The organism is Cellulomonas sp. Leaf395 (assembly GCF_001424125.1).
GTDB lineage: Bacteria > Actinomycetota > Actinomycetes > Actinomycetales > Cellulomonadaceae > Cellulomonas.
Genome location: NZ_LMQI01000001.1, coordinates 307,117 through 328,589 on the forward strand (window position 1 = coordinate 307,117; position 21,473 = coordinate 328,589).

The 21,473-nt window shown below is 72.2% G+C and carries 19 protein-coding genes; 7 read left to right on the plus strand and 12 right to left on the minus strand.

The window, feature by feature from the left end; translation table 11 throughout:
• Positions 1-16 precede the first annotated feature (16 nt).
• Positions 17-1,360, plus strand: a complete 1,344-nt coding sequence (locus ASG23_RS01495; RefSeq protein ID WP_082515653.1) for an ion channel protein — start codon at positions 17-19, stop codon at positions 1,358-1,360.
• On the opposite strand, the gene ASG23_RS01500 is transcribed toward ASG23_RS01495, so the two are convergent.
• Positions 1,350-2,246 carry a YhjD/YihY/BrkB family envelope integrity protein gene (locus tag ASG23_RS01500; RefSeq protein ID WP_056019077.1) on the minus strand — a complete coding sequence of 299 codons (897 nt, stop codon included), beginning with the start codon at positions 2,244-2,246 and terminating at the stop codon, positions 1,350-1,352. The two genes, ASG23_RS01495 and ASG23_RS01500, sit on opposite strands and share 11 nt — an antisense overlap.
• Positions 2,243-3,187 (minus strand): alpha/beta hydrolase, encoded by a 945-nt coding sequence (locus ASG23_RS01505; protein ID WP_056019079.1) that lies wholly within the window; start codon positions 3,185-3,187, stop codon positions 2,243-2,245. The genes ASG23_RS01500 and ASG23_RS01505 overlap by 4 nt, the downstream gene beginning before the upstream one ends.
• A gap of 122 nt (positions 3,188-3,309) precedes the next feature.
• On the opposite strand from ASG23_RS01505, the gene clpB reads away from it, so the two are divergent.
• Positions 3,310-5,898, plus strand: coding sequence for an ATP-dependent chaperone ClpB (gene clpB / locus ASG23_RS01510; RefSeq protein ID WP_056019081.1), 2,589 nt, complete (start codon positions 3,310-3,312; stop codon positions 5,896-5,898).
• Between the two features lie 85 nt (positions 5,899-5,983).
• Complete coding sequence (locus ASG23_RS01515) at positions 5,984-6,601, plus strand: TetR/AcrR family transcriptional regulator (protein WP_056019084.1); 618 nt, start codon at positions 5,984-5,986, stop codon at positions 6,599-6,601.
• Positions 6,602-6,653: 52 nt separating this feature from the next.
• Here ASG23_RS01515 and ASG23_RS01520 read toward each other — a convergent pair whose 3' ends face one another.
• From ASG23_RS01520 to ASG23_RS01535, 4 genes are all read right to left on the minus strand, one after another.
• Positions 6,654-8,894: a beta-glucosidase gene (locus ASG23_RS01520; RefSeq protein ID WP_056019086.1), complete on the minus strand. Its 2,241-nt coding sequence runs from the start codon at positions 8,892-8,894 to the stop codon at positions 6,654-6,656.
• Between the two features lie 67 nt (positions 8,895-8,961).
• Entirely contained in the window at positions 8,962-9,597 is a 636-nt protein-coding gene (locus tag ASG23_RS01525) for a DUF4190 domain-containing protein (protein ID WP_235520795.1), read from the minus strand.
• 38 nt (positions 9,598-9,635) lie between these two features.
• The gene (locus ASG23_RS20760; RefSeq protein ID WP_056019090.1) at positions 9,636-10,817 is read right to left on the minus strand and encodes a DUF4190 domain-containing protein; all 1,182 of its coding nucleotides are present in this window, start codon (positions 10,815-10,817) and stop codon (positions 9,636-9,638) included.
• Positions 10,818-10,888: 71 nt separating this feature from the next.
• On the minus strand, positions 10,889-11,680 hold the full coding sequence (locus tag ASG23_RS01535; RefSeq protein ID WP_056019093.1) for an exodeoxyribonuclease III: 792 nt from the start codon (positions 11,678-11,680) through the stop codon (positions 10,889-10,891).
• Between the two features lie 124 nt (positions 11,681-11,804).
• On the opposite strand from ASG23_RS01535, the gene ASG23_RS01540 reads away from it, so the two are divergent.
• On the plus strand, positions 11,805-12,560 hold the full coding sequence (locus ASG23_RS01540) for an SDR family NAD(P)-dependent oxidoreductase (protein ID WP_056019096.1): 756 nt from the start codon (positions 11,805-11,807) through the stop codon (positions 12,558-12,560).
• 54 nt (positions 12,561-12,614) lie between these two features.
• Here ASG23_RS01540 and ASG23_RS01545 read toward each other — a convergent pair whose 3' ends face one another.
• The 4 genes from ASG23_RS01545 to ASG23_RS01560 all read right to left on the minus strand — a co-directional run bounded on the left by ASG23_RS01545 (position 12,615) and on the right by ASG23_RS01560 (position 17,552).
• On the minus strand, positions 12,615-13,211 hold the full coding sequence (locus tag ASG23_RS01545) for a TetR-like C-terminal domain-containing protein (RefSeq protein WP_056019099.1): 597 nt from the start codon (positions 13,209-13,211) through the stop codon (positions 12,615-12,617).
• 115 nt (positions 13,212-13,326) lie between these two features.
• Positions 13,327-14,850 (minus strand): glycerol kinase GlpK, encoded by a 1,524-nt coding sequence (glpK, locus tag ASG23_RS01550; protein WP_056019102.1) that lies wholly within the window; start codon positions 14,848-14,850, stop codon positions 13,327-13,329.
• A 93-nt stretch (positions 14,851-14,943) separates the two neighbouring features.
• Positions 14,944-15,630, minus strand: a complete 687-nt coding sequence (locus ASG23_RS01555; RefSeq protein ID WP_056020603.1) for an MIP/aquaporin family protein — start codon at positions 15,628-15,630, stop codon at positions 14,944-14,946.
• A 113-nt stretch (positions 15,631-15,743) separates the two neighbouring features.
• Positions 15,744-17,552 carry a glycerol-3-phosphate dehydrogenase/oxidase gene (locus tag ASG23_RS01560; protein ID WP_056019105.1) on the minus strand — a complete coding sequence of 603 codons (1,809 nt, stop codon included), beginning with the start codon at positions 17,550-17,552 and terminating at the stop codon, positions 15,744-15,746.
• A gap of 150 nt (positions 17,553-17,702) precedes the next feature.
• Here ASG23_RS01560 and ASG23_RS01565 point away from each other — a divergent pair, with 150 nt between their 5' ends.
• Both ASG23_RS01565 and ASG23_RS01570 read left to right on the plus strand, forming a co-directional pair.
• Positions 17,703-18,698, plus strand: coding sequence for a sugar-binding transcriptional regulator (locus tag ASG23_RS01565; RefSeq protein WP_056019107.1), 996 nt, complete (start codon positions 17,703-17,705; stop codon positions 18,696-18,698).
• 85 nt (positions 18,699-18,783) lie between these two features.
• Positions 18,784-19,287, plus strand: a complete 504-nt coding sequence (locus tag ASG23_RS01570; RefSeq protein WP_056019110.1) for an amino-acid N-acetyltransferase — start codon at positions 18,784-18,786, stop codon at positions 19,285-19,287.
• A gap of 10 nt (positions 19,288-19,297) precedes the next feature.
• On the opposite strand, the gene ASG23_RS01575 is transcribed toward ASG23_RS01570, so the two are convergent.
• Positions 19,298-19,777 carry a DivIVA domain-containing protein gene (locus ASG23_RS01575; RefSeq protein ID WP_056019113.1) on the minus strand — a complete coding sequence of 160 codons (480 nt, stop codon included), beginning with the start codon at positions 19,775-19,777 and terminating at the stop codon, positions 19,298-19,300.
• Between the two features lie 29 nt (positions 19,778-19,806).
• On the minus strand, positions 19,807-20,709 hold the full coding sequence (locus tag ASG23_RS01580; RefSeq protein ID WP_235520797.1) for an A/G-specific adenine glycosylase: 903 nt from the start codon (positions 20,707-20,709) through the stop codon (positions 19,807-19,809).
• A gap of 166 nt (positions 20,710-20,875) precedes the next feature.
• On the opposite strand from ASG23_RS01580, the gene ASG23_RS01585 reads away from it, so the two are divergent.
• A complete protein-coding gene (locus ASG23_RS01585; protein ID WP_056019116.1) occupies positions 20,876-21,469 on the plus strand; it encodes a hypothetical protein in 594 nt (197 codons plus the stop codon).
• The last annotated feature ends 4 nt before the right edge of the window (positions 21,470-21,473 follow it).

Sequence of the window (21,473 nt, forward strand, 5' to 3'; positions counted from 1 at the left end):
GTGCTACTCACGTGACATGGCGGACCCGGACGCACCCGACGTCGCCGGCGCGACGCCCTCGCACGAGCCCTCGCCGACGGTTGCGGCCGAACCGTTCCGGGTGCCGGTGCTGAACCTCCTCAAGCTCGCCGTGCCGGCCGTCGTCGTCGGGATCGGGAGCGCCCTGACGCTGCTCGGCCTCAGCCGCCTGGCCGGTGCGATCGAGCACTGGGTCTGGGACGACCTGAGCGCGGCCGTCGGGCTGACGTCGGACTCCGCCGTGTGGATCATCGGGGTGCTGACGGCGACGGGCCTGCTCATCGGGCTCGTCGTCCGGTACGTGCCGGGGCACGCGGGCCCGGACCCGGCGACCCTCGAGCTCGTCGCGGACCCCCTGCCGCTGCGGGTGCTGCCGGGTCTGGCGCTGGCTCTCGTGCTGATGCTCGCGGGCGGCGTGAGCCTGGGCCCGGAGAACCCGATCATCGGCATCAACGTGGGTCTCGCGGTCGCGCTCGGGATGCGGTTCCTGCCGAAGGTGAACGCCCCGATCTGGCTGATGATGGCCGTCGCGGGGACGATCGGCGCGATGTTCGGCACGCCCGTCGCGGCGGCCCTGCTGTTCTCGGAGCTGGACCCGGGCGACCGTCGCATCCCGCTCTGGGACCGGCTGTTCCCGCCGCTCGTCGCGGCCACCGCGGGCTCCCTGACGATGATGCAGCTGGAGGACATGGACCTGGCCGTCGCGGTCCCCACCTACACCTACGGCGGGCTGGAGGACCTCGGCTTCGCGGTCGTCATCTCCGTCGCCTCCGCGCTCCTCGGCCTGGTCGCGGTGTATTTGTTCGTGCCGATGCACCGGCTGTTCCGGCGCATCGGCCACCCCGTGCTCATGCTCACCACCGGCGGGCTGATCCTCGGTCTGCTGGGCGCCCTCGGCGGTGAGGTCACGCTGTTCAAGGGCCTGACGCAGATGCAGGAGCTGCCCGGCCTGGCGGCGACGACCACCGCGCTCGGATTCCTGGCGATGGCCGGCATCAAGCTGCTGGCGCTGCTCGTCGCCGCCACCTCCGGGTTCCGCGGCGGCCGGATCTTCCCGGCGCTGTTCGTCGGCGTCGCGCTCGGGTTCGCGATCACCACGTTCTGGGACGGGGTGCCGCTGGGGCTCGCCGTCGGGGCCGCCGTCGTGGGCATCGTCGTCGCGGCCACCCGCAACGGGTGGCTCAGCATCTTCATGGCCATCGCCGTGGTGCCGCAGGTCGCGCTGCTGATCCCGCTGCTGCTCGCGACGCTCGCGGCCTGGCTCGTGGTCACCAACCGGCCGCTGCTGGTGGCGCCCGCGGAGCCGGAGCCGAAGCCTGTGGCGGGCGGAGTCAGTCCGTGACGATGCGCGGTTCCGTGGCGGCGTCGTTGCGACGCCCGCGGACCAGTCGTCCGAGCGCCCCCTCGTCCTCGGCGCACGCGCGGCCGACCACGGTGGCGAGCACCAGTGCGAAGCTGAACGCGAACAGCCAGCTGATGTAGGCGAACACCAGCCCGAGCACCCCGAACTGGTTCGCGCCTGTCTCCAGGACGATCGGCAGGTAGATCATGCCGACCAGGCTGAGCGTGCTCACGAGCGCAGCCGTCACGGTACCGGTGAACGCGAGTGCCCGTAGCGGGACCTCGGCACGCAGGAGCGCCCAAGGAACGTACGTCCACACGATCGTCCAGACGACCAGGCGAACCAGGAAGTCCCACACTCCGGGCAGCGGTGTCCCCTCGGTGGCCTCCCGGGTCAGCTCCAGCACCACGACGGCGAGGATCACCGCCAGCACGGTCGCCAACCACCGCCACGCGGTGCGCAGACCGGGCCGCTTGACGTGCCACACCTTGGCGTACATGCGCTCGAGGGCCCGCGAGTAGCTCGTGGCGCTGACCAGCGCCACGAGGAGGCCGAGCACCCCGACGCTGCTGCCCACGGTGGCGCCGGCGGTGACGCTGCCCGCGAGGGCGTCACGGCTGGCGTTCGACAGTCCCATGCTCTCGGCCATGAACGCGCCGAACCCCGGCTGTGAGGGCCGGAGGGCGGACACCACGATCATCACGGGGACGATCGACACGAACGACTGCGCCGCGAGCGTCATCGCCCGGTCGAACGGCTCGATGGCCACGACACCGTCGACCGTGCGCTGGACCAGCAGGCCCACCGGGGTGCGGCGGTAGCGTGCGGCGATACGCAGTGCTCGCAAGCGGGCGCGCCCGACAGCGCGCTCGATGGTGGCGGTCACGGCAGCCGGGCGTCCAGGAAGGCGAGGACCTCCGCGACGTAGGTGTCCCGCGCGGGCGCGGGGGACAGCGCCAGGTCGTGGGCGCCGCCGGGGATCTCGACGAACCTGACGTCCGGCCCGAGCTTCGGTGCCAGCCGTTTCATGTCCGCCACGTCGAGCACCGAGTCGGTGGTCAGCAGGGCGTCGTGCCACGCGTCGTCCGGGCCGGAGGCGTCCGAGGCGAGCAGCAGCACCGGGACGTCGACGGCGAGTCCTGCGGCCACCCGTGCGTGGCCGCGGCGGATGGTCCGGGCGAGCCCGGCGCGGGCCGGGAATCCCTCGATCGGCTTCCACGCAAGGTCGTAGGCCCACTCGCCGCCGGTGCCCTGGTGCAGTGCGCGCCCGTAGAACGGACCGATCTTGCCGACGACGAGGTTCGGGGCGACCTTGCCGACGACGTCCAGCACGCGGGTGAACACGGTGCGCTCGAACCGCGAGCCGCGCAGCTCCAGCCAGGGGCTGTTGAGCACGAGCGCGTCGATGAGCCCCTCCCCGCGGCGCGCGTCGGCCCACAGGGAGGTGACCAGCCCGCCCATCGAGTGGCCCAGCAGGACGACCTCGTCGTGGTCGGCGCGGATGATGCGGATCGCTGCGTCGATCTCCTCCGCGAACGCGCCCAGGTCGGTGACGTGGTTGGGCGGTCGGCCGTCGCGGATGGACCGGCCGTAGTCGCGCAGATCGAGCGCGTAGACGTCGTACCCGTGTGCTGCGAGGGCGTCCGCGAACTGCGTGTGGAAGAAGTAGTCGACGAAGCCGTGCACGTACAGCAGCGCGCGTCGGCTGGGGGATCCGGTCCGGTGCACGAGCGTCGCGACGGGGTCGGGGGAGCCGCCGTCGGGACGCAGGGGCAGGGTGCGCGCGGTCCAGCCGGGGCCGAGCACGTCGGGGGCGTCGTCGGTCATGGCGCGATCGTGCCACGAGGCACCGCCCCCGGCTGGCCAACAGACTTGAGTGGAATAGACTCAACTCTGGCCGTCGTTGCGTTGAGCAGACGCTGATCACAGGCAAAGACACAGGAGGTCATGTGGACGCCAAGTTCACCACCCGGTCCCAGGAGGCCCTCGGCGACGCCATCCAGCAGGCGTCGGCCGCCGGGAACCCGCAGCTCGAGCCCGCACACCTGCTCAACGCACTGCTCCAGCAGGAGGGCGGCGTCGCCAACGGGTTGCTCGACGCCGTCGGCGCGGACCGCGCCGCGCTCGGCCGGTCCGTCCGGGGCATGCTCGTCAACCTGCCGACCAGCAGCGGCTCCACGGTCGCGCAGCCGTCCGCGTCGCGCGCCACGTCGACCGCGCTCGAGGCGGCGTCCTCCGAGGCCCGCGCGCTCGGCGACGACTACCTCTCCACCGAGCACCTGCTGCTCGGCCTCGCCGCCGGCCAGTCCGGGATCGCCGACGCGCTGCGCGCCCAGGGTGCGTCCCGTGACGCGCTCGCCGCGGCGCTGCCCACCGTGCGCGGGTCCGCGCGCGTCACCACCCCGAACCCCGAGGGCACCTACAAGGCGCTCGAGAAGTACGGCGTCGACCTCACGCAGCGCGCCCGCGACGGCAAGCTCGACCCCGTCATCGGCCGCGACTCGGAGATCCGCCGCGTGGTGCAGGTGCTGTCCCGCCGCACCAAGAACAACCCCGTCCTCATCGGTGAGCCCGGCGTCGGTAAGACGGCAGTCGTCGAGGGCCTCGCCCAGCGCATCGTCGCGGGCGACGTCCCCGAGTCGCTGCGCGGCAAGAAGCTGGTCGCGCTCGACCTGGCCGCGATGGTGGCCGGCGCCAAGTACCGCGGCGAGTTCGAGGAGCGGCTCAAGGCCGTGCTCCAGGAGATCACCGGCTCCAACGGCGAGGTCGTCACGTTCATCGACGAGCTGCACACCGTCGTCGGCGCCGGTGCCGGCGGCGAGGGAGCGATGGACGCGGGGAACATGCTCAAGCCGATGCTGGCCCGCGGCGAGCTGCGGCTGGTCGGCGCCACGACGCTCGACGAGTACCGCGAGCGCGTCGAGAAGGACCCCGCCCTGGAGCGCCGGTTCCAGCAGGTGTTCGTCGGCGAGCCGTCGGTCGAGGACACCGTCGCCATCCTGCGCGGGCTCAAGGAACGGTACGAGGCCCACCACAAGGTGACCATCGCCGACTCCGCGCTGGTCGCGGCGGCGACCCTGTCCGACCGGTACATCACCGGTCGCCAGCTGCCCGACAAGGCCATCGACCTGGTCGATGAGGCCGCGTCGCGGCTGCGCATGGAGCTGGACTCGTCCCCGATCGAGATCGACCAGCTCCAGCGCGCCGTGACCCGGCTCGAGATGGAGGAGGTCGTGCTCTCCGAGTCGGACGACCCCGCGTCCAAGGAGCGCCTGGAGCGGCGCCGCAAGGACCTGGCGGACCGCCGGGAGGAGCTCGCCGCGCTGACCGCGCGCTGGGAGAAGGAGAAGGCGGGGCACAACCTCGTCGGCGACCTCAAGGCCCGGCTCGACACGCTGCGCTCGGAGGCCGAGCGGCTGCTCCGCGAGGGCGACCTGGCCGGTGCCGCGCGCATCCAGTACGGCGAGCTGCCCGCGCTGCAGACGCAGATCGCCGCTGCCGAGGCCGACGAGGCCTCCGACGATGCGGCCCCGGACGGCCCGCCCATGATCGCCGAGAAGGTCGGTCCCGACGAGGTCGCCGAGGTGGTCGCGCAGTGGACCGGCATCCCGGCGGGCCGGCTGCTCGAGGGAGAGACCGCCAAGCTGCTGCGCATGGAGGAGGTGCTGGGCGAGCGCCTGATCGGGCAGAAACCTGCCGTCGCGTCCGTGTCCGACGCCGTCCGCCGTTCCCGCGCGGGCGTCTCCGACCCGGACCGGCCGACGGGCTCGTTCCTGTTCCTCGGTCCCACCGGCGTCGGCAAGACCGAGCTGGCCAAGGCGCTCGCGGACTTCCTGTTCGACGACGAGCGCGCCATGGTCCGCATCGACATGTCCGAGTACGGCGAGAAGCACTCGGTGGCTCGGCTCGTCGGTGCGCCTCCCGGGTACGTCGGCTACGAGGAGGGCGGTCAGCTCACCGAGGCCGTCCGCCGTCGGCCGTACTCGGTGGTGCTCTTCGACGAGATCGAGAAGGCACACCCCGAGGTGTTCGATGTGCTGCTCCAGGTGCTCGACGACGGCCGCCTGACCGACGGCCAGGGCCGGACGGTCGACTTCCGCAACGTGATCCTCGTGCTCACGTCGAACCTCGGCTCGCAGTACCTGGCGGACCCGACGCTGTCCGCCGAGGAGAAGCGCGACGCGGTGATGTCGGCGGTGCGCTCGTCGTTCAAGCCCGAGTTCCTCAACCGGCTCGACGACGTGGTCCTGTTCGACCCGCTCTCGCTCGACGAGCTCGGGCACATCGTGGAGCTCCAGGTCGGGGCGCTGGCGAAGCGGCTCAAGGACCGCCGGCTCACGCTCGACGTCTCGCCGGCGGCGCGCGAGTGGCTGGCGCTCGAGGGGTACGACCCCGCGTACGGGGCGCGGCCGCTGCGACGCCTGGTGCAGCGCGAGATCGGCGACCGGCTGGCCCGGCAGATCCTCGCGGGCCAGATCCACGACGGGGACACCGTGGTGGTGGACCGCGGCGAGGACGGCCTGGTGGTGAGCAGCTGACCCGTCCGGCGATCGCGACCACCGTGCCCAGCGGGCCGGCGCCGGGTGTGACCTACGCGGGGGGCGAGCCTGGCATCCTGGGGCCATGACGACCGAGGCCCCCACCGGCACGAGATCGGGCGGCTACGCGAACGGCCGCGCCACGCGCGAGGAGATCCTCGACGTCGCCATGCAGCTGTTCGGCCAGGTCGGGTACCGCACGGCGTCCCTGCGCGAGGTGGCGTCGCGCGTCGGCATCTCCCACCCCGGCCTGCTGCACCACTTCGCGAGCAAGGCGGTCCTGCTCGCGGCGGTGCTCGAGCGTCGCGACGAGGTGGACGACGCCGCGTTCGAGGCCGATCTGGCCGCCGGGCACGACTACGTCGACGCACTGGCGCGGATCGTCGAGCGCAACGCGTCGCGCCCCGGGATCGTCGAGCTCTTCGCGACGCTCTCGGCGGAGGCCACGTCACCCGACCACCCCGCGCACGCCTACTTCCAGGAGCGCTACCGCCGGGTGGTCGACCGCGCGGTCGCCGAGTTCAGCCGTCGGCGCGACGAGGGCCGGCTCCGGCCGGGCATCGATCCGCTGACCGCCGCCCGGCTCACGGTCGCGGTCATGGACGGCCTCCAGATCCAGTGGCTGCTGTCGGTCGACACCCCGGCCACCCGCCCGGACATGGCAGCCACCCTGCGCGCCTACATCGCCACCCTGCTCACGTGAGCTCGGCGGTTGCGACGCACGAGCTCGGCCGCGAGCAACGAGCTCGGCGCGGTCAGCCGGCGGTGACCTTGGCGACCAGGGTGTCGAGGGTGTCCCGGTCGAAGCCCGCGAGGCCGAGGTCCGCGATCACCTTGGCCGGCATCTGCAGGATCATCGCCTGCATCGTGTCGTCCAGCGGGGGCCTGTCAGCGGTCGGAGCCAGGGATGCCTGCAGGAGCGGTCCTCCGACAGGGTGCGCGAGCCACTCCTCGATCGTCGACATCACCGTGAGCTCGCCCCACAGCGGCTCGCCCTCGACGTCCAGCGACACGGATCCGCGCAGGTCGCGCGACGACGCACCGACCTCGACGACGAACTCGCCGCCCTCGACCACCCAGCGGTGCAGCCCGGGGTGCCAGTACGACAGGTCCCGCGCGGTCAGGTCGAAGGACACCTCCCGTGACTCGCCGGCGTCGAGCGTCACCTTGGCGAACGCCTTGAGCTCGCGAACCGGACGGAGCACGGACGCCTCGGGGTCGCGGACGTAGACCTGGACCACCTCGGCGCCCGCAACAGGGCCGGTGTTGGTGATCGTGACGCGCACGGTGACGTCCGTGCCGGCGGCCGAGGCGGTGATGCCGTCGTAGGCGAAGGTCGTGTACGACAGCCCGTGGCCGAACGGGTAGGCCACGTCCATCGCGCGGGTGTCGTACCAGCGGTAGCCCACCAGGACGCCCTCGCCGTAGCGGACGACGCCGGCCTCACCGGGGAAGTTCCCGAACGCCGGGGTGTCCTCGATGCGGTGCGGGATGGTCTCCGTGAGCTTGCCGGACGGGGTGCGGACGCCGAGCAGCAGGTCCGCGACGGCCGACCCGCCCGCCTGCCCACCGAGCCAGGTCTCGAGGATCGCCGGGGCCAGGTCGCGCCAGCCGGTCACGGTGACCGCCGACCCGTTGGCGAGCACGACGACGACCCGGGGGTTGACCGCGGCGACCGCCCGCAGCAGCGCCACCTGGTTGTCGGGCAGGCCGAGCCGCGGCCGGTCGTAGCCCTCGGACTCGTCGGGGCCGGGCAGACCGAGGAACGCGACGACGGTCTCGGCGTCGCGTGCCACGGACACGGCCTCGGCGAGCAGGTCGTCATCGGAGCCGTCCGGCCCGCCCGCGATGGTGAAGCCGGCCGCGAACGGCAGCTCGCCGCCGGCCGCCCGCAGCGCGTCGAGCGGGGTGTCGAGCCGGGTCGGGTTGACCTGCGACGAGCCGGCGCCCTGGTAGCGCGGGGTGCGGGCGAACTCGCCGATCACGACGACGCCCTCGGTCGAGGCCAGCGGGAGCAGACCGCCGTCGTTCTTCAGCAGCACGGAACCGGCGGCGGCGGCCTCGCGGGCCAGCGCGTGGTGGGCGTCGACGTCGAACGTGTCCGGTGATGACACGGCGGGCAGGCCCTTCGCGACGAGCTGGAGCACGCGCCGCGCGGCGACGTCCAGCACGGCCTCGTCGAGCGACCCGTCGCGGACGGCCGCCACGACCTCGTCATCGGGACGCGGACCCACGGCAGGCATCTGCAGGTCGAGCCCCGCCGCGAGCGCGGGGACCCGGTCGTGCACGGCACCCCAGTCGGACACGACGAGGCCCTCGAACGCCCACTCGTCGCGCAGGATCGCGGTGAGCAGCTCGTGGTGCTCGGACGCGTACGTCCCGTTGACCTTGTTGTACGCGCACATCACAGTCCACGGCTGGGCCTTCGTGACGACGCGCTCGAACGCCGGCAGGTAGATCTCGCGCAGCGTGCGCTCGTCGACCTGGGCAGACACGCGCATGCGGTCCGACTCCTGGTTGTTCGCCGCGTAGTGCTTGAGCGACGTCCCGACGCCCTGGCTCTGGATGCCCCGCACGATCGCGGTGCCCAGCTCGCCGGCGACCACCGGGTCCTCGGAGACGTACTCGAAGTTGCGACCGCACAAGGGCGTGCGCTTGATGTTGACGCCCGGGCCCAGCAGGACGGCGACGTCGTTGGCGCGCGTCTCGCGTCCGAGCGCCTCGCCGACGCGGGTGAGCAGATCGACGTCCCACGACGAGCCCAGGGCCGCCGCGGTGGGGAAGCAGGTGGCGGGCACCGAGTCGCCCAGACCGAGGTGATCGGCGTCCTCGGCCTGCTTGCGCAGACCGTGCGGACCGTCCGCGACCATCACGGCGGGGACGCCCACCCGCTCGACGCCCTGCGTGTGCCAGAAGTCGGAGCCGGACGTCAGGGACGCCTTCTCCTGGAGCGTCAGCTGAGCCAGGACATGCTCGACGTCGAAGACCTGCGACATTGCCGGGTACCTCCTCGGTGGGGTGCGTCGCCGCCACCCTAACCGATTCCCTACCGCGCGGTAAGTGTCAGGGGACCTGCGCCGTGCCGTCCAGGAACGATCCCGTGACCCCGCCACCGTCGAGGACCGCCAGGCACAGTCCCACGCGGTCGCCGTCCTCCCAGGAGCGCTCGGTCGGCGACCACGTCACCGTGCGCACGCCTGCCGCGACCTCGTCGGTGTCGAGCACGCACGCGCGGGCCACCCGGGCGTCGGCGGACTGCTGGCCCGGCCACACCGCATCCGGGGCGAACGAGAACTCGGTGACCACCTGGGCCTCGTGCGGCTCGGCGCAGGGGACCACTCGCACGTTGTCCACGCGCCCGTCGGCGGGCACCGACAGGACGCAGTTGCCCGTGACCAGCTGCTGCGCGCGAGCCTCCCGCGCGGCGGGCACGTCGGCGGGCAGAGGGCGGGTGGCCATCATGGTGAGCACGGCGACCGACACCCCGACGGCGAGGGCCACGGTGCCGAGCACGCCGAGGACCGCGCCGGCGATCGCCAGACCACGCCCGCGGGTGTGGCGCGACGCGAGGCGACGGAACGCCACGACCGCCAGCACCAGGGCCGCCGGACCGAGCCCGAAGAGCCCCATGACCAGCGACCAGACCGCCGTCGGCTCGAGCCGGGCGCGCGGTGGCACCCACCCGGGGGCGTAGTGCACCGCCGGGTGGGCGTAGGGGTTGCGGTGGTCGCTCAGGACTACACCCCAGCGCCCGCGAGCTCGAGGGTCCCGACGACCGCCGACCCGGTCATGCCGGGTTCGTCGCCGTAGTAGACGCAGTAGGCGTACGTGGCACCGCCCGCGAAGTCGTCGGGGTGCGGGTAGAACAGCTCGACGTTGCCGTCGTCGAAGTAGCCGGGGACGAGGGACTCGGTGAGGGCGTCGCACTCGCCCCACGCGTCGTTGAACGCGGTGTCGTACTCGTCGTCGGGGTTGAGGCTCACCGGGCCGGACATCGTGATCAGGCCGACGACCTCCGCGTCGTGCGGGAGGGCGCAGTCGACGGGGTCGGTGTCCGCCATGTCGTACTCCCACGGCTCCGTGGTCAGGCACGTGCCCGCGGTGAGGTCGGTCCGGAGCGCGAAGTCCGGCAGCTCGGAACCCGTGTCCGAGCCGGTCGCGCCCTCCTCGACGCCCTCCTCGAACCCTTGCTCGAACTCCTCCCACATGCCGGAGGAGGCTCCGGTGCTGCCGATGAGCCAGATGACGAACACGATGTAGGCGGCGATCGCGAGCATCCAGAGGATCCCGACCGCGCCGATGACGATGCCCGCGATGGCCCACCCGCGGCCCGACTTGCCCGAGGCCTTGATGCGGCGCAGCGCCGCGATGCCCAGCCCCAGACCGACCGCACCGGGCAGCCCGCCGAAGATCAGCAGTCCGGCCGTGCTGGTGACGAAGGACGCGATCGCCATGCCCTCGGTCGGCGGCGGCGCGTAGGGCTGGCCGTACCCGTACGGCTGCACCTCGTACGGCTGCGCCCCGTAGGGCGACGGCGCCTGCTCGTACCCGGGGGCGCCGTAGGGGGGCTGGGGTGCGCCGTACTGCGGAGCACCGTACTGCGGTGCGGGTGCCCCGTACTGCGGAGCGCCGTACTGCGGCGCCGGTGCCCCGTATTGCCCGGGCCCGGGCTGCTGGCCGTAGGGGGTCGCGTATCCCGCTGCCGCCGCCTCGGTCTGCTGGCCGTACGGCGAGGGGGGCGTGGGCGGCGCACCGTAGGGGTTCATCGGCCCGGTCTCCCCGACCGGCGTCCGCACCGCCTCGTACCCGCTGGGTGCCACGGCCTCGTGCCCGCCGGGCGCGACGGGGACCGTCGGTGCCGGGTCGGGGACGGCGTAGGGGTCGGGAACCGGAGCCGGCCCCCCGGGCTCGTTGCTCATGCGCGCACGCTAGCCCACCGCGCACCCACCACGAGGGCGCTTTCCACCGACATCACCCCGCCCGGACGGCGTCAGTCGGCGATCTCGAGCACCACCGGCACGTGGTCGGACGGCGCCTTGCCCTTGCGCTCGTTGCGCTCGATGGTCACACCCCTCACCCGTGCGGCCAGCGCGGGCGTCGCGTAGGTGAGGTCGATGCGCATGCCCTCGTTCCGGGGGAACCGCAGCTGCTGGTAGTCCCAGTAGGTGTACGTGTGCTCGGCGGGGACGTGGACGCGGGAGACCTCGGTGTACCCGGCGTCGGCGAGGGCCGTGAATGCGTCGCGCTCGGCCGGGCTCACGTGCGTGCGCCCGGCGAAGAAGCCCATGTCCCAGACGTCGGTGTCCAGCGGGGCGATGTTCCAGTCGCCCACCAGGGCCACCTGCGCCTCGGCGTCGGCGGCGAGCCAGCCGTGGGCGGCATCGCGCAGCCGGCCCAGCCAGTCGAGCTTGTACGCGTAGTGGGGGTCCTCGAGCTCGCGGCCGTTGGGGACGTAGAGGCTCCACACCCGCACGCCGCCGCACGTCGCCCCGAGCGCGCGGGCCTCGGCCGCCGCCGGGTCGCCCCAGGTGGGCATCCCGGGGAACCCGACCTCGACGTCCTCGATGCCGACCTTCGAGACGATCGCGACGCCGTTCCACTGGCTGAACCCGGTCGTCGCCACCTCGTAGCCGAGCGCCTCGAAACCTTCGCGCGGGAACTGGTCGTCCTTGCACTTGGTCTCCTGCAGGGCCAGGACGTCGACGCCCGTCCGCTCCAGGAAGGCGAGCGCGCGGTCCGCTCGCGCACGGATCGAGTTGATGTTCCAGGTGGCCAGACGCATGGGGCAGGACGCTACCCGGAGCCACCGACTCGTGAGCCGACCGACGATCCGGACATCTAGGTGTTGAGCGGCACGAACCGCTCCCGTACGGTGCGGGACAACGGACCAGCAGAAAGGCACCGAGGTGGAGCACGCGCTCACCGGCCGGCGTGCGCTCGTCACCGGCGGCGCGTCGGGGATCGGCCGCGCCGTCGCCCTCGCGCTCGCCAGAGCGGGAGCGGACGTCGCCGTCACGCACCTGTCGCACGACGCCACGGCCGTCGTCGCCGAGATCAAGGAGACGGGCCAGATCGCGGCGTCCTTCCAGGTGGACTCCCGACGCAGCTGGGACGTCGACAAGGCGGTCAGCGACGCCGCCTCGGCGCTCGGCGGCGGGATCGACATCCTCGTCAACAACGTGGGCGGACCGGTCGACAGGCGCACCGTCCCGGCGATGGACGACGCCCACTGGCACGGGGTGCTGGACCTGAACCTCTCGTCGGCGTTCTACGCCAGCCGGGCCGCGCTCGCGGTGATGCCCGACGGCGGCCGCATCATCACCATCGGCGCCCAGGCGGCGCGCAGCGGCGGCGGCACGGGGATGGTCGCGTACACCACCGCCAAGGCCGCGCTCGAGGGGTTCACCCGGGCGATGGCGCGAGAGCTGGGGCCGCGCCGGATCACGGTGAACGTGGTCGCGCCGGGGTTCGTCGGCGGCACACCGCTGCACGCGACCTACACGCCCGAGCCCGCGCAGCGGGCCGCCGTCGCCGCGTCCGCGCTGAACCGCGCGGGCGCTCCCGACGACATCGCCGACGCGGTGACCTTCCTCGCCTCGGACGGCGCGTCGTTCGTGACCGGCGCGGTCCTGGACGTCAACGGCGGCGCCTACTTCACCTGACCCCGACGGTTGCGTCCGCACATCCGGTCGTCGGGACGCTCGAACGTGCGGACGTCAGGAGTCGACGCCGATCGGCCAGCCGCTGATCGCGGACCACGCCCAGGTGGCCGCATCCTGCGCGGGAGGCAGCGGGTCGCGCTCCAGCCATGCGATCAGCACGCCGATGACCGACCCGGCCAGCGCGGCCGCAGCGATCGGCCGGGGCAGGCCGGGCAGGGCCGGGGGTGCATCGTGCAGCTCCAGGCCGGCGAGCGCGAGGGCGTTGACGCGTCGGCGTAGCCGTGCGACGGCGACGGGAGAGCCGTGCTCGCCGAGCGCGCTGCGGTACAGGGTGACGTTCTCGGCGACGTGCGTGGCGTAGCGCACCAGCACGTCGGGAGGCGTCTCGAGGGGCAGACCCGGACGGAGGTCCGTGAGGTCGGCGCCGACGAGGGCAGCCCGTGCGTCGAGGGCGTCGGCCAGCAGCGTGTCCGTGTCGGGGTAGTGCTGGTAGAAGGTGCTGCGGTTCACGGTGGCACGGTCGGCGACGTCGGCGACGGAGATCTCGTCGAAGGTGCGTTCCCGTGCGAGCGCGAGCAGGGCATCCTGGAGCAGCCGTCGCGTGCGCAGAACTCGCGGATCCACCCGGGCGCCGTCGTCCTGGTCCGTCATCCGGCCATGATGCCACCGACCAGTAACCGACACCTGGCGCGCACCGTCGACCACCGCCTCGGGCAAGACAAGGGCCGGGGTGCCTCGTCGCACCCCGGCCCTCGCCCGTCGATCGTCAGACCACGTCGTCGTCGACCCAGTCGAAGGTCTTGGTGACGGCCTTCTTCCAGAGCCGGAACTGCCGGTCGCGCTCCGCGTCGTCCATCTGCGGCTCCCAGCGCTTGTCCTCGGCCCAGTTGTCGATGACGTCCTGCTCGCCGTTCCAGAAGCCGACCGCGATGCCGGCCGCGTAGGCGGCGCCGAGGGCGGTGGTCTCCGCGACCTGCGGGCGGATGACGGTGACGCCGAGGATGTCGGCCTGGAACTGCATGAGGGTCTCGTTGGCGATCATGCCGCCGTCGACCTTCAGCTCGGTCAGGTCGACACCCGAGTCGGCGTTCATCGCGTCCAGGACCTCGCGGGTCTGGAACGCCGTCGCCTCCAGCGCGGCCCGGGCGATGTGCCCCTTGTTGACGAACCGCGTGAGGCCGACGAGCGCGCCGCGCGCGTCCGACCGCCAGTACGGCGCGAACAGGCCCGAGAACGCCGGCACGAAGTACGCGCCACCGTTGTCCTCGACCGTGCCCGCCAGCTGCTCGATCTCCGGCGCCGACGAGATCAGCCCGAGGTTGTCGCGCAGCCACTGGACCAAGGAGCCCGTCACGGCGATCGAGCCCTCGAGGGCGTAGACCGTCGGCTGGTCGCCGATCTTGTAGCAGACCGTGGTGAGCAGGCCGTTCTTGGACGGGATCGGCTCCGTGCCCGTGTTGATGAGCATGAAGTTGCCGGTGCCGTAGGTGTTCTTGGCGTGCCCCACCTCGAAGCAGGCCTGCCCGAACGTGGCGGCCTGCTGGTCGCCGAGGATGCCCGCGATCGGCACGCCCGGGACCATGCCGCCCTCGCGACCCTTGCCGTACACCTCGGACGACGACCGGATCTCCGGCAGCATCGACAGGGGGATGCCCATGTCGCTCGCGATCTCCTCGTTCCACGTGAGGGTGTCGAGGTTCATCAGCATGGTGCGCGACGCGTTGGTCGGGTCGGTGACGTGCACGCCGCCGTCGACCCCGCCGGTCATGTTCCACAGCACCCACGAGTCGGTGTTGCCGAACGCCAGGTCACCGGCCTCCGCCTTGGCCCGGGCACCCTCGACGTTGTCGAGGATCCACTTGATCTTCGGACCGGAGAAGTACGTGGCCAGCGGCAGGCCGACCTTCGCCTTGTACCGGTCCGCGCCGCCCCCGAGCGCCCCCAGCTCCTCGGCGATCTTGTCGGTGCGTGTGTCCTGCCAGACGATCGCGTTGTAGACCGGCTTGCCGGTGGTCCGGTCCCAGACGACGGCCGTCTCCCGCTGGTTGGTGATGCCGACGGCGGCAAGGTCCTTGTAGGTGAGGTTGGCGCGGGTCAGCGCGAGACCGACCACCTCACGGACGTTCTTCCAGATCTCCTCCGCGTTGTGCTCCACCCAGCCGGCGCGCGGGAAGATCTGTTCGTGCTCGATCTGCCCGGACTCGACGATGTGGCCGGAGTGGTCGAAGACGATCGCGCGGGAGCTCGTGGTTCCCTGGTCGATGGCGAGGACGTACTTGGTGTCGGGCATGGTGAAGATTCCTCCGGATGGTTCGGGTGGCCCGGACGGCGCTCGCAGAGGGTTGGGAGCGCCGCCCGGACGGGGACGGCTGCGTGCTGTGCGTCAGACGATGTAAGCGGATGCCGCGAGGCCGGCGATCGCACCGCCGACGAGAGGGCCGAGGACCGGCACCCAGGAGTACGCCCAGTCGCTCGAGCCCTTGCCCCGGATGGGCAGGAGGGCGTGCGCGATGCGCGGACCGAGGTCACGTGCCGGGTTGATGGCGTAGCCGGTCGGGCCACCGAGGCTGGCGCCGATACCGATCACGAGGAGCGCAACGGGGATCGCGCCGAGAGCGGCGGGAGTCTTCGCGAACGCGAGGATGACGAAGACGAGGACGAAGGTGGCGATGGCCTCGGTGATGAAGTTCCATGCGTAGGTGCGGATGGCGGGGCCGGTGGAGAAGACGGCGAGCTTGGTGCCCGGGTCGGCGTCCTCGTCGAAGTGCTTCTTGTACGCGAGGAACGCGAGACCCGCGCCTAGTGCGGCACCGGCCATCTGGGCTGTGACGTAGAGGAAGCCGTTCGCCGCGGTCACGGGGATGCCCTTGGCGAACTCGTCCGCGCCGCTCGTCCAGATGCCGATCGTCACCGCGGGGTTCAGGTGCGCCCCCGACTTGTACGCGACGTACACACCCGAGAAGACCGCGAGACCCCATCCGAAGTTGATGAGCAGCCAGCCGCCGTCGAAGCCCTTGTTCTTCGGCAGGATGACGTTCGCGACCACTCCGGCGCCGAGCAGGATCAGCATCCCGGTGCCCAACAGCTCCGAGATGAAGGCGTCACCTATTGTGTAGTCCACTGTCGACCCTTTCTGACGGACATCGTTGTCACGTGCGCCCCGCGGATGGCCGCGGGGAGTCTTCAGGTCCCGACGGGTCCGGAGGACCCCTTCCCGGCGGGTGATCCCGGCTTGGTGCCGGCGTCGACGCCGCCGTCCCGGAGCATCGGCGACAGGTCCGCGGCGCGCAGGCGGACCTTGACGGCCTCCGCGTCGTCGAGCTCCTGCGCTGCGGCGTCCTCGGCCTCGCACCGTGCGCGGTACGCCTCGATCTCGCGGCTGCGGGTGTGCTCGTCCCAGCCGAGCACCGGCGCGACGAGGTCGGCGATCTCCTCGATGGCACCGAGGCCCTTGTCGGCCTGCTCGTAGTTGAGCCGCGTGCGGTGCATGAGGACGTCGTCGAGGTGCAGCGCACCCTCGTGGCTGGCGGCGTAGACGATCTCTGCGCCGATGTACGCGTCGGCGTTCTTCAGCGGGTCGGCCAGCCTCGGGTCGGCGTCGACGAGGTCGATGAGCTCGCCCAGCAGGGATCCGTAGCGGTGCAGCAGGTGCTCCATACGGGGCCGCGACCAGCCGTATCGCTGACTGATCGCCCGGGCCTGGCGCTGGAACACCTGAAGGCCCTCGGCGCCCACCAGTGGGAGGTCGTGCGTGATGGACGGCAGGCTGGTGGCGCGGCTGCCGATGGCGAAGTCGACCGCGTCCTTGGCCATCACTCGGTAGGTGGTGAGCTTGCCGCCGGCGATGACGGTCAGACCCGGCGCGGGGGCGGCGACCGTGTGCTCGCGCGACACCTTGGCGGAGCTGGTGCCGGCCTTGACCTGCGGCTGGAGCAGCGGACGCAGCCCCGCCCAGGTGCCGATGATGTCCTCGCGCGTGAGCGGCCGGGACAGCACCGTGTTGGCGTGCTCGATGACGTAGTCGATGTCGGCGCTCGTCGCGACGGGGTGGATCAGCTCCTGCTCCCACGGGGTGTCCGTGGTGCCGATCACCCAGTACCGCGACCACGGGATGATGAACAGGACCGACTTCTCGGTCTGCAGGATCAGCCCCACGTCGCCGGAGATGCGGCTGCGCGGCACGACGATGTGGATGCCCTTGCTGGCGAGCACGCGCAGGCCGCCCTCGGCACCGGCGAGCGACTCGGTCTGCTCGGTCCAGACGCCGGTGGCGTTGATGACGGCCCGCGCACGGACGTCGATGTGCTCGCCGGTCTCGAGGTCCACCACCTCGGCGCCGGTGACCGCGCCGCCGGTGGTGGTCTGCAGGTCGGCCACCTGGGTGCGGGTCGCCGCGTGCGCGCCGTAGCTGACGGCGGTGCGCACGAGCGTCTCGACGAGGCGGGCGTCGTCGACGCTGGCGTCCCAGTACCGGACCGCACCGATGGCGGCGTCGTGACGGAGGTCCGGGAACAGCCGCTCCATGCCCTTGCGGGTCAGGTGCCGGTGGATGGGCAGGGCGCGCTTCGACCCGGTGACCGACGCGAGCGTGTCGTACAGGGCGACGCCGGCGCCGACGTAGGCGCGCTCCCAGATGCGGTTCTCCAACGGGTACAGGAAGCTCACGGGCTTGACCAGGTGCGGTGCCAGGCGGTTGATCAGCAGGTCGCGCTCGGTGAGCGCCTCGCGCACCAGGTGGAAGTCGAGCATCTGCAGGTAGCGCAGCCCGCCGTGCACCAGCTTGCTGGACCGGCTCGACGTACCGCTGGCCCAGTCCTGGGCCTCGACGATCGCGGTGGAGAGTCCGCGGCTCACCGCATCGAGCGCGATGCCCGCGCCGGTGACGCCTCCTCCGATCACGAGGACGTCGAGCTCGTTCCCTCGGTCAGCACTCCGCCGCATCGCGTCGAGTGCGTCCTGTCGTGCCTGGGCCGTCAGCGGCGCCGTCCTCATCCGTCGTACCCCCGGTGGTTGTCGCGCTCTGTGGTGCTGGATCCGGCTCGCCCGGTGCGGGCTTGCTCGCTATCGTCGTCACCAGGCGAACGTACGCGCAACAGGGCTGCACAAACGTGCACCGTCGAGCGTGGACCGGAGGGGGTCCCGATGTACATCGAACGGGAGCAGGACGTGCTGCGGGCGGCGTCGATGTACTACCTCCAGGACATCAAGATGGAGGTCATCGCACGCCACCTGGGCACCTCGCGCTCGACGGTCTCCCGGCTCATCAAGCGCGCCCGGCAGTCGGGTCTGGTCGAGATCACGCTGCGGCCGGCGAGCACGCGTGCACCGGGCCTCGGACGCACGATCGCCGCGGCGTTCGGCATCGACACGTACGTCGTCCCGGTGCCCGACTCGGCCAGCCACATCGAGCGCCTGGACCAGGTGTCGATCACCGCCGCCCGCCTGCTGTCCTCGTGGTTCGACTCCGACATGGTGCTCGGCGTCGCCTGGGGGACCACGCTGGCGTCCGTCTCCCGCTACCTGGCGCCCAAGCCGACACGCGGCTCCGCGGTGGTCCAGCTCAACGGTGCTGCGAACATGCGCACCAGCGGCATCGAGTACGCCAGCGACCTGATCTCGACGTTCGGAACCGCCTTCGCCGCCGCCGTGCACCACTTCTCGGTGCCCGCGTTCTTCGACTACCCCGACACCAAGGCAGCCATGTGGCGGGAGCGCTCCGTGCGACGGGTCCTCGACATGCAGCGCCGCGCGGACATCGCCGTGTTCTCCGTCGGCGCGGTCGCGGGGGCGGTGCCGTCGCACGTCTACTCGGCGGGCTACCTCGACGACGCGGACGTGCGGAACCTGCACGACGAGGGCGTCGTCGGCGACGTCTGCACCGTGTTCCTGCGCGCCGACGGCTCCTGGCAGGACGTGCACCTGAACGAGCGCGCCACCGGACCCACACCCGTCGAGCTGCAGCGGATCCCGCGACGCGTCTGCGTGGTGGCCGGCGACAACAAGGTCGCACCGCTGCTCGCCGCCCTGCGCGCGGGGGTCGTGACAGACCTCGTGGTCGACGAGATCACGGCCACCGGGCTGCTCGACGCGGCCGAGCCGCCGCATCCCCGACGCGTCCGCGCACGGGTCTCGGGGTAGCCCGTCGGCGTTCTCGCGGTCGGGCTCGGCGCTCGCGGCTGGTACGCCCGCACTGGGGAACCTGGCTCGCCAGTAGGTTGTCGCGGTGAGCTTTCGTGTCCGCCCCGCTCTACCCGCCGACGTGCGCGCCATCCGCGCGCTCGTCGAGCCCTACGCCGCCGAGCGCATCCTGCTGGCCAAGGAGTGGGTCGGGTACTACGAGGCGGTGCAGGAGTTCCTCGTGGTCGAGGCGCAGGACGGCACCGTCATCGGGTGCGGCGCGCTGCACGTCATGTGGCAGGACCTCGCCGAGATCCGCACCCTCGCCGTCGACCGGACCTGGCGCGGCGCCGGGGTGGGCCACGCCCTGCTCGACGCCCTGCTCGGACGTGCCGGGGAGATGGGGCTGCGCCGGGTGTTCTGCCTGACGTTCGAGGTGGCGTTCTTCGAGTCGCACGGGTTCCACGTCATCGAGGGGACACCGGTGACGCCCGACGTCTACCTCGAGCTGCTGCGCTCGCACGACGACGGTGTCGCGGAGTTCCTGGACCTGGCGCGCGTGAAGCCGAACACGCTCGGCAACACGCGGATGCTCATCGAGCTCGACTGAGCCCGCGAGGTCAGCCCAGCACCAGCTCGACGCCGGACGGTGTGCTCCGGACGTCGATGACGGAGCGCACCTGACCGTCCGGGAGCTGCACGGTCACGACGTCGGGCGCCCCCGGCGGCCGGGTGGAGTAGGCCGTCTGCAGCTGCACGACCAGGGCGGTCGCGGAGATCGGGGCGCTGGAGACCACGGGTGCGCTCGGCTGCCACACCGGGACGTCCTCGGGCACCTGGGTGGTCAGCTGCTCGCGCACCTGGTCGAGGAAGCGGTCGACCTCGTCCTGGTCGTAGCCCTCGCGGAACCTCGACGACTGGAACGTGACGGTGCCGACCTCCTCCGCCGTCACGGCGTCGGGGACGCTCTCGCCGCGCTCGAGCCCCTGGAGCGTGGCCATCACCCGGTCGAGGAAGCCGTCGACCTCGTCCTGGTCGTAGCCCTCACGGAACTTGGTGGCGGAGAACTTCTGGTTCAGGACGTCGTACGCGGTCAGCATGCCGCGAATGCTGCCACGTCGACCCCTTGTCAGGACGGCAGCCGGTACGTCGGGGGGTCGTCGTCGCTCGCGGCCGGGGCGCGGGTGACCAGGCCGTCGGCGACGAGCCCGTCGACGCACCGGGCCAGCTGGCGGGCGTCGGGCCAGACGGCGTCGACGGCGGCGGCCGGCACCGGACCGAGGGCGTCGCGCAGCAGCGCCATCACCCGCCCGCGCACCTGCCGGTCAGTGCCGTCGAACGTCTGGGAGCGGCGGCGGCCCACGTGCTCGTCGGCCGGCCTGCCCGCCGCGAACCAGGCGCACACGTCCTGCACCGGGCACGCCTCGCAGCGCGGGGAGCGCGCGGTGCACACCAGTGCACCGAGCTCCATCGACGCTGCTGCCCACCGGGCGGCCGTCGCGTCGTCGTCGGGGACGTACCCGGTCGCGCGGCGCACCTCGTCGACCGTCTGGCTCGGTGCGGGCAGCGCGACCCCGTCGACCGTGCGGGCCAGTACGCGGCGCACGTTGGTGTCGAGCACCACCGACCGGCGGCCGTAGGCGAACGCGAGCACCGCCGCCGCCGTGTACGAGCCGACGCCAGGCAGGGCGAGGAGCTCCGGTTCCGACGAGGGCACCACGCCCCCGTGCCGGTCGACGACCACCCGCGCACACTCCTGCAGCCGCAGCGCCCGCCGCGGGTACCCCAGCCGGTCCCACGCCCGCAGCACGTCCGCCGTCGACGCCGCCGCCAGGTCGGCGGGTGTCGGCCACCGGCTCATCCACGACCGCCACGCCGGCTCCACTCGGACCACGGGCGTCTGCTGGAGCATCACCTCGCTGACCAGCACCCCCCACGCCGTCCGGTCCGCGGCACGCCACGGCAGGTCGCGCGCGTGCACGCCGAACCAGGCGAGCACCGGCTCGCGCAGCTGGGTGGTGGTGGGCGGCACCGCAGCATCCTGCCCCACGCGTCGCCGCGCCGCGCAGTCGCCGGACCGGGGTCGTCCGTCTCGCACTGCGAGCATCCGCGCGCGTCGGCCGGGCCGTCCGCGAGCTTGCCCTCTACGGTGGTCGCGCGCCGATCGTGCGGCGCAGCCGAACCGGTCCGGAGGATGCATGAGCCCGTCGCGACCCCTTCCCGCCCGCGTCTACTGGGTGCGTCGCTTCCTGGTGCTCGGCATCCCGCTCATCATCGTCGCGGTCGTCGTCTGGCTGCTCGTGGGCCGCGACTCGGGGGAGGACCCGGCCGGCCAGGGGAGCACGTCGTCCGCGCCCGTCGAGCCTGAGCCGACCGCGACGCCGACGGACAGCGACGGGGTGGCCGACTGTGCGCCCACGGCACTGGCCCTCGCGATGACTCCGGATGCCGCCTCGTTCGCGCCGGGCGTCAGCGCGACGTTCACCGTCGCCGTCACCAACACCGGCGAGGAGCCATGCCTGGTGGACGCCGGCGAGGCGCAGCGCGAGATCGTCATCACGTCCGGGACTGACCGCGTGTGGTCGAACCGCGACTGCATCGTGCCCGGCACCGAGACCCGCACGCTGCTGCTCGCCGGCGGCGGGACGGACACGACGCCGTTCGCGTGGAACAGGATCCGCTCCGCGGAGGGCTGCCCGCCGGACCTGCCCGCCCCCGGCGCCGGCACGTACTCCGCACAGCTGAACCTCGCCGGGGTGAGTGCACCGCCGGCCGTGTTCGGACTGGGCTGAGTCG